This window comes from Actinacidiphila cocklensis, assembly GCF_907177275.1.
Lineage (GTDB): Bacteria > Actinomycetota > Actinomycetes > Streptomycetales > Streptomycetaceae > Actinacidiphila > Actinacidiphila cocklensis.
Map to the genome: position 1 here is coordinate 127960 of NZ_CAJSLV010000052.1, position 13012 is coordinate 140971.

Below are 13012 nucleotides of genomic sequence, written 5' to 3' on the forward strand. Positions count from 1 at the left end.
CCACTACGCCGCTTAGTATGTGACCCAGGTCCTATAGGTCACCTCACACCGCCGCACCCCCACGGTCGCGTGCGGTGACCGTGGGGGTGCTTTATGTGACGCTTATTTGTGGTCTCTTTACGGGAGCAGGAGGTTCACGTCCCCGAACTCGTGCCACAGGTAACGGTGCTGGAGCGCCTCGGCGTAGACCCGCTCCAGCAGGTCGTCGCCCGACACCGCGCGCAGCATCAGCAGGTGCGAGGCCTCCGGCTCGTGCAGCCCGGTCAGCAGGCCGTCCACCGCGCGCACCCCGCGCTCCGGGGTGATCACCAGATCCGTCCAGCCCTGCGCCGGGCGGACCACCCCGCGGGTGTCCGCGGCGGTCTCCAGCGCCCGCACCGCGGTGGTGCCCACCGCGATCACCCGCCCGCCGGCCGCCCGCGCCGCGTTGACCTGCCATGCCGTCGTCGCCGGCACCGAGTAGGGCTCGGCGTACGGCGGCTCGTACGCCTCGGCCGAGGCGACCCCGGTGTGCAGCACGATCGGGGCGATCTGCACCCCGCGGCTGACCAGCTCGGTCACCAGCGGGGCGGTGAAGGGCCGGGCCGCGCTCGGCATCTCCGCCGAGCCGCCGCCGTCGGGCGACGGGGTGGCGAAGACCGTCTGGTAGGCGCTGAGCGGCTGGTCCCGGTCGGTGTACGCGTAGCGGATCGGCCGCCCGTACTGGCGCAAATGGGACACCATGTCCGGCGTCGACGGCGACGCGATCCACAGCCGGTCGCCGCACGGGTCCATCGGCTCGTCGAGCGTCAGCTTCCCGCCGCCGGTCAGCTGCACCACCGCCCCGGCCGGTCCGCCCGCCCTGCGGACGGTGGAACCCCGGCCGTCGGGGTCGCGGATCTCCACCACCCAGCGGCCGTCGTCGCGCCGGGTGGAGAAGTGCGCCACCACCGGATCGCCGCCGAGCTGCCCGTCCACCGCCGACGGCAGCGTCCGCGAGGTGTTCACCACCAGCACGTCGCCGGCCTGCAGCAGCCCCGGCAGGTCGCGGAAGGCGTGGTGCCCGACCTCGCCGGTGCCCTGCCGGCCGACCAGCAGCCGCACGTCGTCCCGCCGGGCCGGCGGCGCGGCCGCCAGGGCCTCCGGAGGTACGTGGAAATCACGCAGAATGTCCGCTCTGCGGCTTGTATCTGTCATGACTCCTATTCCCCTTATATAGGGGTCTGCGTTTCCACTCATCGCCGTCACCGTCCGTCCCGCAGTGCCGACGCCGTGTAGCGGCCGCTCGCGGCCTTCTCGTCCAGCAGCCGCAGCAGCGCCGGCGCCACCTCCTCGGGCAGCGCGCGCTCCGCGAAGTCCGGGTCGTCGGGCACCGCAGCCGCGTACAGATCGGTCCGCAGGTCACCCGGGTCCACCCACCACACCCGCAGCCCCGGCTCCTCCACCGCGAGCACCGCCGACAGCTGCTCCAGCGCGGCCTTGCTCGCCCCGTAACCGCCCCACTCGGCGTACGCCTCCACCGCCGCGTCCGAGCTGACGTTCAGCACGCTGCCGGACGCGGCCCGCAGCGCCGGGAGCGCCGCCTGCACCAGCGCCAGCGGCGCCGTCACATTGACCTCCAGCGCCCGCTGCAACCCCGCCACCGGCAGCTCCGCCAGCGTGACCAGCGGCTCGGCACCCAGCGCGCTGGCGTTGTTGACCAGCAGGTCCACCCCGCCCAGCTGCTCCGCCGCCGCCACCAGCTCCGCCCGGTGCGCCGGGTCGGTCACGTCGCCCGGCACCGCCCGCACCACGGCGGCGTCCGTATGCCCGCCGGCACCGGACTCCGCCGCCGTACGCTCCAGACCGGCCGCCGCCGAGCGCAGCACCTCCGCGTCCCGCCCGTCGAGCACCAGCCGCCAGCCGCGCCCCGCCAGCTCCGCGGCGAGCGCCCGGCCCAGTCCTCTCGACGCCCCTGTGATGATCGCTACCGGCATGAGACCGCCCTCGCTGTGATGGCCGCCAGAAACGCCGCCGGCGCCCCTGGCGCGGCCGGACCCGCTGCCCGGCCGTCCTGGTGCTTCCACCGTAGGAAGGCGGCCCGCCCGGCCGCTTCGGTCGGCCGCCCTACACCGCGCGGTCACAAGGGCGTAGGTCCACATACCCAGACCCGCTCGGTCCAGCGGCGCATAGGTGCCGTGACCTGCCGCCGGTACGGTGGAGACATGTCCAGCAGGCCCGCCAAGGGCGGAATCGAAGCGGTCAGCGCCGCGGTCCTGGCGATGAACCGCCGGCTCGAAGTGCGCGAGGTCCTGCAGACCATCGTGGCCTCCGCCCGCGAGCTGCTGGCGGCCGAGTACGCGGCCCTCGGCGTGCCCGACGACCACGGCGGCTTCGCGCAGTTCGTGGTGGACGGCGTCAGCGACGAGGAGTGGAAGGCCATCGGCCCGCTGCCCCGGCAGCACGGCATCCTCGCCGCGATGCTGCACGAGGCCACCCCGCAGCGCCTCGACGACGTCCGCGACTTCGCGAGCTTCGCCGGCTGGCCGCGCCTCCACCCGGTGATGAAGGCCTTCATCGGCATGCCGGTGATGGACGGCGACGACATCCTCGGCGCGCTGTTCCTGGCCAACAAGCAGTGCCCGGTCCGGCCCGAGGGCGACAGCCGCGGCTTCACCCAGGACGACGAGGACCTGCTGCGCATCCTCGCCGACCACGCCGCCATCGCGCTGACCAACGCCCGGCTCTACGAGCGCAGCCGCGAGCTGACGCTGGCGGGGGAGCGGGCCAGGATCGCCCACGAGCTGCACGACGCGGTCTCCCAGAAGCTGTTCTCGCTGCGGCTGACCGCACAGGCCGCCGCGGCGCTGGTCGACACCGACCCGGCCCGCGCCAAGGGCCAGCTGCGCGAGGTCGCCGGGCTCGCCGCCGAGGCCGCGGACGAGCTGCGGGCCGTGGTGGTGGAGCTGCGCCCCGCCGCCCTGGACGACGACGGCCTGGTCGCGACGCTGCGCACCCAGGCCGAGGTCCTCAACCGGGTGCACTCCGCCGGCGTCACCTTCCGGGCCCGTGACGTGCGCGCCCTGCCCGCCTCCCAGGAGGAGGCGCTGCTGCGGGTCGCCCAGGAGGCCATGCACAACGCACTGCGCCACGCCCACGCCACCGCGGTCACCGTCACCCTCGAAGGCCGCGGCAAGGGCGCCTCGCTGCGGGTCAGCGACGACGGCAGGGGCTTCGACCCCGAGTCCGTCCGCCGCGCCGGCCGGCACCTCGGCCTGGTCTCGATGCGGGACAGGGCAGGCGGCGTCGGCGGAGCGCTGACCGTGCAATCGGCGCCCGGCAAGGGCACCGTGATCGAACTGGAGGTCCCCGGTGGCTGACAAGGTGATCCGTGTCCTGCTGGTGGACGACCACCAGGTCGTACGCCGGGGGCTGCGCACCTTCCTCGAGGTGCAGGGCGACATCGAGGTGGTCGGCGAGGCGGCCGACGGCGACGAGGGCGTGGCCCGCGCCGAGGAGCTGCGGCCCGACGTGATCCTGATGGACGTCAAGATGCCGGGCACCGACGGCATCGAGGCGCTGCGCCGGCTGCACGCCGCGCAGAACGCCGCCCGGGTGCTGGTCGTCACCAGCTTCACCGAGCAGCGCACCGTCGTGCCCGCGCTGCGGGCCGGCGCCGCCGGCTACGTCTACAAGGACATCGACCCGGTCGCGCTCGCCGACGCGATCCGCTCCGTGCACGCCGGGCACGTGCTGCTGCAGCCCGAGGTGGCCGGCGCGCTGCTCTCCCAGGACGAGGGGGGCGGCCACGGGCAGGGCCGCGGCAACGCGCTGACCGAGCGGGAGCGCGAGGTGCTCACGCTGATCGCCGACGGCCGCTCCAACCGGGAGATCGCCCGGGCGCTGGTGCTGTCGGAGAAGACCGTGAAGACCCACGTGTCGAACATCCTGATGAAGCTGGACCTGGCCGACCGCACCCAGGCCGCCCTGTGGGCGGTGCGCAACGGCGTCGGCGGCTGACCGTACGCCGGCGACGGCCGGGCCGCCCGCCACCGTACGGCGCGGGGCCGGCGGTCGCCGGCCTCTTACGGCCGGCGCCGCTCCGCCTCCTCCACATACGCGTTGTACGCCGCGACCTGCGCCCGCCGCGCGGTCCGCTCCACCGGACGCAGCAGCTCGGCCCTGGCCGCGATCTGCGAGGCGCTGACCGCCGCGCCGTGCCCGTCGCCGGCGATCTCCACCAGCGCCGCGACCCGCTGCGCCAGCTCCAGCACCCGCACCGCCCGCGGCGGATACCCCGGGGCCAGCACCTCCCGGCCCCTGGCCGCCCGCGCCCGGTACGCCTCCAGCGCCGCATGGGCGGTGGGGCCGCCGGAGCCCGCCACGTCCAGCTCGGCCAGCGCCGCCGTCGCGTCCCGCAGCGCCTCGGCCAGCTCCCGCTCCGCCTCGCCCAGCGACGGCACGTCGGCCGGCGGCGCGTCCCGTACCGGCAGGCACCGCCACTCCACCTCCACGTGCACGTCTCCCGCGGGACCTGCCTCGCTGACCTCCGGCACCAGGCCGAGCGGCAGCGCACCCACGGTGAGCACCGCCTCACCCGCGTCGAGCGCCAGGTCGTTGAAGTCCGGCGGCCCGCTCAGCCCCAACGGGTGCCCGGCGACCGGCAGCGCCAGCCGCAGCCCGGTCACCCCCAGCGCGCGCAGCCGGCCGAGCCCCAGGGTCAGCCCGACCGGCCCGTTCTCCCCGGGCAGCGCTGTGATCCGGTGCACCGCGTCCTGGCCGACGATCCGCTGCGCGACGTCATCGGGGGCGGCAAGTCCGGCAAGCAGGGCATTTCCCCATGCGGTCAGCCGCCCTGAGCGAGGTTCATCAAGCATGCCCCCAGCCTATGGACTGGACCGGTCGTGCGGTGGCGTAAGTTTTCCCCAGGGGATCCCTCGGGGTACGTGCCTGCGGGCACCGCCGGACCGACGAGACTGCAATGGGAGACAACGCGCTCATGAGCGATGTGCTGGAGCTGGTGGACGTATCCGTGGTCCGCGATGGACGGGCTCTGGTGGACCAGGTCTCGTGGTCGGTCGCCGAGGGCGAGCGCTGGGTCATCCTCGGCCCCAACGGCGCGGGCAAGACCACCCTGCTCAACGTCGCGTCCAGCTACCTCTTCCCCACCACGGGCACCGTCTCCATCCTCGGCGACAAGCTCGGCGGCGTCGACGTCTTCGACCTGCGCCCGCGGATCGGCATGGCGGGCGCCGCGATGGCCGAGAAGATGCCGCGCCGGCAGACCGTCCTGGAGACCGTCCTCACCGCCGCGTACGGCATGACCGCCACCTGGCACGAGGGCTACGAGCAGGTCGACGAGGACCGCGCCCGCGCCTTCCTCGACCGGCTCGGCATGAACGACTTCCTCGACCGGAAGTTCGGCACCCTGTCCGAGGGCGAGCGCAAGCGCACCCTGATCGCCCGCGCGATGATGTCCGACCCCGAGCTGCTGCTGCTCGACGAGCCCGCCGCGGGCCTCGACCTCGGCGGCCGCGAGGACCTGGTCAGGCGCCTCGGCCGGCTGGCCCGCGACCCCATCGCGCCCTCCATGATCATGGTCACCCACCATGTCGAGGAGATCGCCCCCGGCTTCACCCACGTCCTGATGATCCGCCAGGGCAAGGTCGTCGCCGCAGGACCGCTCGAACTGGAACTGACCTCACGCAATCTGTCCCTGTGCTTCGGCCTCCCGCTCGTCGTCGAACGCCGCGGCGACCGCTACACGGCCGCTGGACTGCCGCTTTCCTGAGCCCACTTGCCTGCGGCAGGTCATTCGGTCCCCCGCATACTCCCCCAACTGCCGCGTACAGCCCTACGATTGAGCTGTGGACGCATGGGTGTGGTGGCTGATAGCAGCAGTGGGGCTGGGCATCCCGCTGGTGATCACGACAATGCCCGAGTTCGGGATGTTCGCGGTGGGCGCGGTCGCGGGTGCGGCCGCCGCGGGGCTCGGCGGCGGAATCGTCGCGCAGGTCATCACCTTCGTGGTGGTCTCCGTCGCCCTGCTGGTCTTCGTGCGCCCGCTCGCCTACCGCAACCGGCAGAGCGCGGGACAGCGCAGCGGCATCGACGCGCTCAAGGGACGGCAGGCCGTCGTCCTGGAACGGGTCGACGGCGGCTCCGACGGCAGGATCAAACTCGCCGGCGAGGTCTGGTCCGCGCGCTCACTGGAAGCCGGCCGGGTCTTCGACCCCGGCCAGCAGGTGGACGTCGTGGAGATCGACGGAGCTACCGCCGTCGTGATGTGACGGCAGAACACCGCTTCCCGGGCCGGGAATTCGCCGAACCCGCCCGCGGCAGGCGGCACTCTGCCAAGATCGATCATGTCGGAGTACACCGTATTTCCGCAGTCAACCGGCGCGGGGAGTGGACATGCAGCCCATCATCATCGTCCTGATCATCCTGGTGGTGCTCGTCTTCATCGCGCTGATCAAGACGGTCCAGGTGATCCCACAGGCCACCGCGGCCATCGTCGAGCGCTTCGGCCGGTACACCCGCACCCTCAGCGCGGGCCTGAACATCGTGGTGCCGTTCATCGACACCATCCGCAACCGCATCGACCTGCGCGAGCAGGTCGTGCCCTTCCCGCCGCAACCGGTGATCACCCAGGACAACCTGGTGGTGAACATCGACACCGTCATCTACTACCAGGTGACCGACGCGCGGGCCGCCACCTACGAGGTCGCCAGCTACATCCAGGCCATCGAGCAGCTGACCGTCACCACCCTGCGCAACATCATCGGCGGCATGGACCTGGAGCGGACGCTGACCTCCCGTGAGGAGATCAACGCGGCCCTGCGCGGCGTCCTGGACGAGGCCACCGGCAAGTGGGGCATCCGCGTCAACCGCGTCGAGCTGAAGGCGATCGAACCGCCCACCTCCATCCAGGACTCGATGGAGAAGCAGATGCGCGCCGACCGTGACAAGCGCGCCGCGATCCTCACCGCCGAGGGCATCAGGCAGTCCCAGATCCTCACCGCGGAAGGCGAGAAGCAGTCCTCGATCCTGCGCGCGGAAGGTGACGCCAAGGCCGCCGCCCTGCGCGCCGAGGGCGAGGCGCAGGCGATCCGCACGGTCTTCGAGTCCATCCACGCCGGCGACCCGGACCAGAAGCTGCTCGCCTACCAGTACCTGCAGATGCTGCCGAAGATCGCCGAAGGCGACGCCAACAAGCTGTGGATCATCCCCAGTGAGCTGAACGACGCCCTCAAGGGCCTCGGCGGCATGATCAACCTGCCCGGCGCCGGCGGAAACGGCAACGGCGGCGGCTCAGCGCCCGCGCCGCGCCGCGAGTCCGCACCCTTCGACAAGGACTGAGACGTCCCGCGGGGGCGGCGAGCCGTTGTGACATGATCACGGGGTTATGTCCCCAGCTGAAGCACTCGCCGTCCTCGCCGCGGGAGTCGGCGCGGGCACCATCAACACGATCGTCGGCTCCGGCACCCTGCTGACCTTCCCCGTCCTGCTCGCCGTCGGCCTGCCACCGGTGACCGCCAACGTCTCCAACGCCCTCGGCCTGGTCCCCGGCTCGATCACCGGCGCCATCGGCTACCGGCGCGAACTCGCCGGCCAGCGCGACCGGCTGATCCGGCTCGGCACCGTCGGCCTGCTCGGCGGCGCCACCGGAGCCGTCCTCCTGGTCACCCTGCCCTCGCAGGCCTTCCACGCCATCGTGCCGGTGCTCATCGCCGCCGCCCTGGTCCTGGTCGTGCTGCAACCCCGGCTCGCCCGCGCCGTCCAGGCCCGCCGCGAACGCCTCGGCACCGCGGCCCCCGCCCACGGCGGACCGCTGCTGTTCGCCGGGATGTTCCTGGCCAGCGTCTACGGGGGCTACTTCGGCGCCGCCCAGGGCGTGCTGTACCTGTCACTGATGGGCCTGCTGCTCGACGACACCCTGCAGCGCATCAACGGCCTGAAGAACGTCCTGGCCGCGCTGGTCAACGGCATCGCCGCGGTCTTCTTCATCGTCGTCGCCCACATGGACTGGGCCGCCGTCGCCCTCATCGCCGTCGGCGCGACCTTCGGCGGACTCGTCGGCGCCCGCGTCGGCCGCCGCCTGCCACCCGCCGCGCTGCGCGCCCTGATCGTCGTCGTCGGCATCGCCGCCATCGTGCAGCTGGTCCTCAAGTGAGCCGCGCGGCCCGGCCCCGTCACCCGACAGGACCAGGCCGCGTACGTCATCCGCAGCGGGCCGCCACCGGCCACCGCGGTCCCGGCCTCAGGCCGGCCGCGCCAGCCACTCCGGCAGCCCGGCCCGCTCCCGTACCCCCAGCGCCAGCAGCAGCGCGTCGGCCGGCGTCGGCTCGAACGGCTGCGTCAGCAGCCGCATTCCCGCCTGCTCCGGCGTACGGTCCGCCTTGCGCTGGTTGTCCTCCGCGCACGCCGCCACCGTGTTCAGCCAGGTGTCGCGGCCACCGCGGGACCGCGGCTGCAGGTGGTCCACCGTGGTGGCCCGCCGCCCGCAGTACGCGCACCGGTGCCGGTCGCGTACCAGCACCCCGCGCCGCGACCACGGCGCCCGTTGTCGGAACGGCACCCGTACGTAGCGGCACAGCCTGATCACCTGCGGAAGGGGTACGTCCACGTCGGCCGCACGGATTCGCAGCCCGGGATGCGCCTGTTCCACGACGGCCTTGTCCTGCATCACCAGGACCACCGCACGCCGCAGCGACACCGTCGACAGCGGCTCGAAGCTCGCATTCAGCACCAGCGTGTCACGCATCCCGCCCACCTCCCGGGCCTCCTCCGCCCCCCTGGCGAAGTGGCTCCACTGTGCCCGTGCGTTCACTCGCGGACAACGCAATTTCCCCCGGGCCGACAGCAGATGGCCGGGGGAGGAGGAGACGGGAAAGAGCAGCGGAAAAGCTCGCGCCCCGGACACCGGACGTGATGGACGTCCCGGTATCCGGAGCGCGCCGGCCGGCGCGGACACCCGATCCCCAGACCAGGGTCCGGCAGGCCGCGGGGGGCGCGTGGTACCGCCCAGCGCAACGCCCCGCCGCCTCCGCCACTGCGGTGCCGGCCGACCCGGTGTCCGCCACGCCACCCGGGCGCATGACCGGGAGCGTCCGGCAGGCCGGGCAGGCACCACTGTGCGGCGGCCCGCGCCGGGGTGCAACCGATTAACCACCGACCGCGACCGCTCGGGACCGCCGCAGCAGCAGGACCGGCGTCAGCCGGCGGCCGGGACCTCGTACTCGCCGATCAGCTGCGCCCGGCCCAGGGCGTGGAACCTCAGGTTGAAGCCCACAAAGGCCGGCGACGCGGTCGCGTCGGGACCCAGCTTCTCCTGGTCCACCGCGTAGACCGTGAAGACGTAGCGGTGCGGGCCGTCACCCGGCGGCGGCGCCGCCCCGCCGAAGTCCAGGGACCCGTAGTCGTTGCGCGCGTGCACCGCGCCCGCCGGCAGCCCGGGGAAGTCATCCGAACCCGCGCCGCGCGGCAGCTCCGTCACCGACGCCGGGATGTCGAAGACCACCCAGTGCCAGAAACCGCTGCCGGTCGGCGCGTCCGGGTCGTAGCACGTCACCGCGAAGCTCTTCGTCCCCGCGGGGAAGCCCTCCCAGCGCAGTTGCGGCGACACGTTGCCCGCCGCGTACACCTGGTCGTCCTTGAGCACCGCCCCCGCCGTCACGTCGTCGCTCATCACGGTGAACACGGGTACGGGTGGATGGAAGTCATGGGGGAGCGGTCGCCGCGCTTGCTCGGACACCTCGACACCTCTCGATCGCGAACCAACCCTGCGACCCGAGCGTAGAGCCTTTCGACCGCCCTTCCCCGCAGGCTAGAACCAGTTCCGCTTGGCACCCACCTCGGCCAGCCACTGGTGCAGGTAGTCCGCCCAGTCCGTCTGCTCGAAGCCCTGCATCCCCATCACGAACGACCGGTAGGTGTCCCCGCCGCCGAAGAGCCCCGGCTTCTTGTCCATCTCCATCACCACGTCCATCTCGCGCCCGTCGGAGACGAAGGTCAGCTCCACCTCCTTCAGCCCCGGATACTGCGACGGCGAGCGGAACTCGATCTCCTGGTAGAACGGCAGCCGCTGCCGGGTCGAGCGCAGGTGCCCCTTCTCCAGGTCCGCCCCGTGGAAGCGGAAGCCGAGCCGCCCGAACGCGTCCAGCAGCGCGTCCTGCGCCGGCAGCGGGTGCACGTTCACCGGGTCCAGGTCGCCCTTGTCCACCGCCCGGGCGATCTGCAGCTCCGTCGTCACCCCGACGTTCATCCCCGTCAGGTGCCGCCCCATGAACATCGTCACCGGCGTCTCCCACGGCACCTCCAGCGCGAACTGCACGTTGTGCACCGCCCCCGCCCGGATCTCGAACTCCCCGCCGATCTGCTGCGTGTGGAACTCGATGTCCTGGTGGTACTCGACGTCGTTGCCCTGCGCGTCCTTGCGCTCCACCTCGACCTTGGCCTGCAGGCCAACCGACAGCCCCTGGATGCGCTGCTCCACCGAGCCGCCCTGGATCCGCACTTCCCCCTGGACCACACCGCCCGGCGTCACGTCGGCCTGGAACAACTCGGTCTCCACCGACGCCCCACCCGCACCCAGACTCGCCATCAGCTTCTTGAAGCCCATTACGGACACCCTCCTTTGCCTTTTCCTGCACAGCTCTTGGCGAACTCTACGAACGCAGCGCGCGCCCGGCTGGTTCCAGGGCGCTCCGGTACGCTTCGGACCCGTGATCACCGCACCCGAGCGGACCCCGCTGGCCCGCGCGTTCTTCGACCGGCCGGTCCTGGAGATCGCCCCGGACCTGCTCGGCAGGGTCCTGGTCCGCACCACCGGCGACGGCCCGATCGACCTGCGGATCACCGAGGTGGAGGCCTACGACGGCCCCAACGACCCCGGCTCGCACGCCTACCGCGGCCGCACCGACCGCAACGCCGTGATGTTCGGACCGCCGGGACACACCTACGTCTACTTCACCTACGGCATGTGGCACTGCTTGAACCTGGTCTGCGGCCCGGTCGGCACCCCCAGCGGGGTCCTGCTCAGGGCCGGCATGATCACCGCGGGCGCCGACCTCGCCCGCGCCCACCGCCCCACCTCGCGCAAGGACAGCGACCTCGCCCAGGGGCCGGCCAGGCTCGCCACCGCCCTGTCCGTCGACCGCGACCTCGACGGCGCCGACGCCTGCTCCGCCGGCGGCGGCCCGTTCCGCATCCTCACCGGCACCCCGCCGGACCCCGCGGCGATCCGCAGCGGACCGCGTACCGGAGTGGGCGGCGAGGGCGCCGCGCACCCCTGGCGCTACTGGATCGACGGCGACCCGACCGTCAGCCCCTACCGGGCGCACGCCCCGCGCAAGCGCCGATAATCGGCTGGCCGAAACCGCGTACCCTCGGACACGCTGTACCGAGAGGCAGAAGCCGACCCGAGGAGACACGGAAACCGTGACGGACATCGTCGACGAGCTGCGGTGGCGGGGCGTACTCGCCCAGACCACCGACGAGGAAGCCCTGCGCAAGGCGCTCGCGGACGGTCCCCTCACCCTCTATTGCGGGTTCGACCCGACCGCGAAGAGCCTCCACGTCGGCCACCTCACCCAGATCCTCGCGCTGCGCCGCTTCCAGTTGGCAGGACACCGGCCCATCGCCCTGGTGGGCGGAGCCACCGGTCTGATCGGCGACCCCAAGCCCAGCGCGGAGCGGGCGCTCAACGACGTCGAGACCGTCCAGCAGTGGGTGGGCGCCCTGCGCGGCCAGCTCTCGGCGTTCCTCGACTTCGACACCCCCGGTCCGCAGCAGGCCGTCATGGCCAACAACTACGAGTGGACCGAGGGAGTCTCGTCCCTCACGCTGCTGCGCGACTACGGCAAGCACTTCAGCGTCAACCAGATGCTCGCCCGGGACACGGTCAAGAGCCGCCTCGACGGCGAGGGGATGAGCTACACCGAGTTCAGCTACGTGATCCTCCAGTCGCTGGACTTCCTGGAGCTGTACAAGCAGCACGGCTGCACGCTCCAGATCGGCGGCAGCGACCAGTGGGGCAACATCACCGCCGGGCTCGACCTGATCCGGCGCATGGCGGGCAACCAGCCGCACGGACCTGCCCACGCCCTCACCCAGGTGCTGCTCACCAAGGCCGACGGTACGAAGTTCGGCAAGACGGAGGGCGGGGCCGTCTGGCTCGACCCCGAGATGACCACGCCGTACGCCTTCTACCAGTTCTGGCTGAACGCCGACGACCGTGACATCGCGCGCTACCTGCGCACCTTCAGCTTCAGGTCGCGTGAGGAGATCGAGGAGCTGGAGCGCTCCAGCGCCGAGCGCCCGCAGGCCCGCGCCGCCCAGCGCGCCCTCGCGGAGGAGCTGACGACCCTGGTCCACGGCGCCGGCCAGTGCGCCGCCGTGGTCGCCGCGTCGAAGGCACTTTTCGGCCAGGGCGACCTCGCCGACCTCGACGAGGCCACCCTGGCGGCCGCGCTGAGCGAGCTGCCGCGTGCCGAGGTGACCGAACTCGCCCCGGTCGCGGACCTGTTGGCGCAGGTCGAGCTGGTCCCGAGCAAGTCGGCCGGCCGCCGCACCATCAGGGAGGGCGGCGCGTACGTCAACAACGCCAAGGTGACGAGCGAGGACGAGATCCCGTCCGCCGGCGACCTCATCCACGGCCGCTGGCTGGTCCTGCGGCGGGGGAAGCGCAACCTCGGAGCGGTCGAAGTACGCTGACCCGGCTGGAAATCCACGTTTGAGCGGCGGTCGAGCTTGACTCGGCCGCCGCTCGTGCGTAACGTAGTCCGAGTCGCCAAAACGGCAGGAGACCTGGTTCACACCGGCTCCCGCCGCCCGAGCGGCCACCCACTACCTACCTCTTCCCGATCATCGGGACGATTTTTGGTGCGCCGAAAATCGAATCGATGAGCTGAAACAGCCGATTATGAATCGGTGAGGGAATCGGGTACGGTGGGGAACACAACGAAGGGAAAGCCCGGAGGGGCCGGTGAAACGGTCTCGAAGGAAGCTTCCGTTCCTTGAGAACTCAACAGCGTGCCAAAAGTCAACGCCAGAT

The 13012-nt window shown here is 72.1% G+C and carries 14 protein-coding genes; 8 read left to right on the forward strand and 6 right to left on the reverse strand.

Going from position 1 to position 13012, the window contains the following annotated elements; genetic code table 11:
• Positions 1–117: 117 nt before the first annotated feature.
• Together NFU81_RS15825 and NFU81_RS15830 are read right to left on the reverse strand one after the other, a co-directional pair.
• Entirely contained in the window at positions 118–1176 is a 1059-nt protein-coding gene (locus NFU81_RS15825; protein ID WP_251490056.1) for an S-adenosylmethionine:tRNA ribosyltransferase-isomerase, read from the reverse strand.
• Between the two features lie 47 nt (positions 1177–1223).
• Positions 1224–1955 (reverse strand): SDR family NAD(P)-dependent oxidoreductase, encoded by a 732-nt coding sequence (locus tag NFU81_RS15830; protein ID WP_251490057.1) that lies wholly within the window; start codon positions 1953–1955, stop codon positions 1224–1226.
• Positions 1956–2183: 228 nt separating this feature from the next.
• On the opposite strand from NFU81_RS15830, the gene NFU81_RS15835 reads away from it, so the two are divergent.
• On the forward strand, positions 2184–3338 hold the full coding sequence (locus NFU81_RS15835) for a GAF domain-containing sensor histidine kinase (RefSeq protein ID WP_251490059.1): 1155 nt from the start codon (positions 2184–2186) through the stop codon (positions 3336–3338).
• A complete protein-coding gene (locus NFU81_RS15840; RefSeq protein WP_251490060.1) occupies positions 3331–3978 on the forward strand; it encodes a response regulator in 648 nt (215 codons plus the stop codon). Before NFU81_RS15835 ends, NFU81_RS15840 begins: the two co-directional genes overlap by 8 nt.
• Positions 3979–4043: 65 nt before the next feature.
• Here the strand turns inward: NFU81_RS15840 and NFU81_RS15845 are convergent, their stop codons facing one another.
• A complete protein-coding gene (locus tag NFU81_RS15845; RefSeq protein ID WP_251490061.1) occupies positions 4044–4835 on the reverse strand; it encodes a hypothetical protein in 792 nt (263 codons plus the stop codon).
• Positions 4836–4957: 122 nt separating this feature from the next.
• On the opposite strand from NFU81_RS15845, the gene NFU81_RS15850 reads away from it, so the two are divergent.
• From NFU81_RS15850 to NFU81_RS15865, 4 genes are all read left to right on the forward strand, one after another.
• Positions 4958–5749 (forward strand): ABC transporter ATP-binding protein, encoded by a 792-nt coding sequence (locus NFU81_RS15850; RefSeq protein ID WP_251490062.1) that lies wholly within the window; start codon positions 4958–4960, stop codon positions 5747–5749.
• A gap of 76 nt (positions 5750–5825) precedes the next feature.
• Complete coding sequence (locus NFU81_RS15855; RefSeq protein WP_251490063.1) at positions 5826–6248, forward strand: NfeD family protein; 423 nt, start codon at positions 5826–5828, stop codon at positions 6246–6248.
• A 124-nt stretch (positions 6249–6372) separates the two neighbouring features.
• Positions 6373–7317: an SPFH domain-containing protein gene (locus NFU81_RS15860; RefSeq protein WP_251490064.1), complete on the forward strand. Its 945-nt coding sequence runs from the start codon at positions 6373–6375 to the stop codon at positions 7315–7317.
• A gap of 46 nt (positions 7318–7363) precedes the next feature.
• Complete coding sequence (locus tag NFU81_RS15865) at positions 7364–8131, forward strand: sulfite exporter TauE/SafE family protein (RefSeq protein WP_251490066.1); 768 nt, start codon at positions 7364–7366, stop codon at positions 8129–8131.
• Positions 8132–8218: 87 nt separating this feature from the next.
• Here the strand turns inward: NFU81_RS15865 and NFU81_RS15870 are convergent, their stop codons facing one another.
• The 3 genes from NFU81_RS15870 to NFU81_RS15880 form a co-directional block, all read right to left on the reverse strand.
• The gene (locus NFU81_RS15870; RefSeq protein WP_251490068.1) at positions 8219–8722 is read right to left on the reverse strand and encodes an HNH endonuclease; all 504 of its coding nucleotides are present in this window, start codon (positions 8720–8722) and stop codon (positions 8219–8221) included.
• Positions 8723–9172: 450 nt separating this feature from the next.
• Entirely contained in the window at positions 9173–9712 is a 540-nt protein-coding gene (locus NFU81_RS15875; protein WP_251490070.1) for a YbhB/YbcL family Raf kinase inhibitor-like protein, read from the reverse strand.
• 72 nt (positions 9713–9784) lie between these two features.
• On the reverse strand, positions 9785–10579 hold the full coding sequence (locus NFU81_RS15880; protein WP_251490072.1) for a sporulation protein: 795 nt from the start codon (positions 10577–10579) through the stop codon (positions 9785–9787).
• Between the two features lie 103 nt (positions 10580–10682).
• Here NFU81_RS15880 and NFU81_RS15885 point away from each other — a divergent pair, with 103 nt between their 5' ends.
• Positions 10683–11321 carry a DNA-3-methyladenine glycosylase gene (locus NFU81_RS15885; RefSeq protein WP_251490074.1) on the forward strand — a complete coding sequence of 213 codons (639 nt, stop codon included), beginning with the start codon at positions 10683–10685 and terminating at the stop codon, positions 11319–11321.
• A gap of 76 nt (positions 11322–11397) precedes the next feature.
• Positions 11398–12672 carry a tyrosine--tRNA ligase gene (tyrS, locus tag NFU81_RS15890; RefSeq protein WP_251490077.1) on the forward strand — a complete coding sequence of 425 codons (1275 nt, stop codon included), beginning with the start codon at positions 11398–11400 and terminating at the stop codon, positions 12670–12672.
• Positions 12673–13012 lie beyond the last annotated feature (340 nt).

Bases quoted from the DNA above. Each gene is read 5' to 3' on its own strand.
- NFU81_RS15860 (WP_251490064.1), top strand. From the start codon at position 6,373: ATGCAGCCCATCATCATCGTCCTGATCATCCTGGTGGTGCTCGTCTTC.
- NFU81_RS15835 (WP_251490059.1), top strand. From the start codon at position 2,184: ATGTCCAGCAGGCCCGCCAAGGGCGGAATCGAAGCGGTCAGCGCCGCG.
- NFU81_RS15865 (WP_251490066.1), top strand. From the start codon at position 7,364: ATGTCCCCAGCTGAAGCACTCGCCGTCCTCGCCGCGGGAGTCGGCGCG.
- NFU81_RS15880 (WP_251490072.1), bottom strand. From the start codon at position 10,579: ATGGGCTTCAAGAAGCTGATGGCGAGTCTGGGTGCGGGTGGGGCGTCG.
- NFU81_RS15870 (WP_251490068.1), bottom strand. From the start codon at position 8,722: ATGCGTGACACGCTGGTGCTGAATGCGAGCTTCGAGCCGCTGTCGACG.
- NFU81_RS15850 (WP_251490062.1), top strand. From the start codon at position 4,958: ATGAGCGATGTGCTGGAGCTGGTGGACGTATCCGTGGTCCGCGATGGA.
- NFU81_RS15845 (WP_251490061.1), bottom strand. From the start codon at position 4,835: ATGCTTGATGAACCTCGCTCAGGGCGGCTGACCGCATGGGGAAATGCC.
- NFU81_RS15825 (WP_251490056.1), bottom strand. From the start codon at position 1,176: ATGACAGATACAAGCCGCAGAGCGGACATTCTGCGTGATTTCCACGTA.
- NFU81_RS15830 (WP_251490057.1), bottom strand. From the start codon at position 1,955: ATGCCGGTAGCGATCATCACAGGGGCGTCGAGAGGACTGGGCCGGGCG.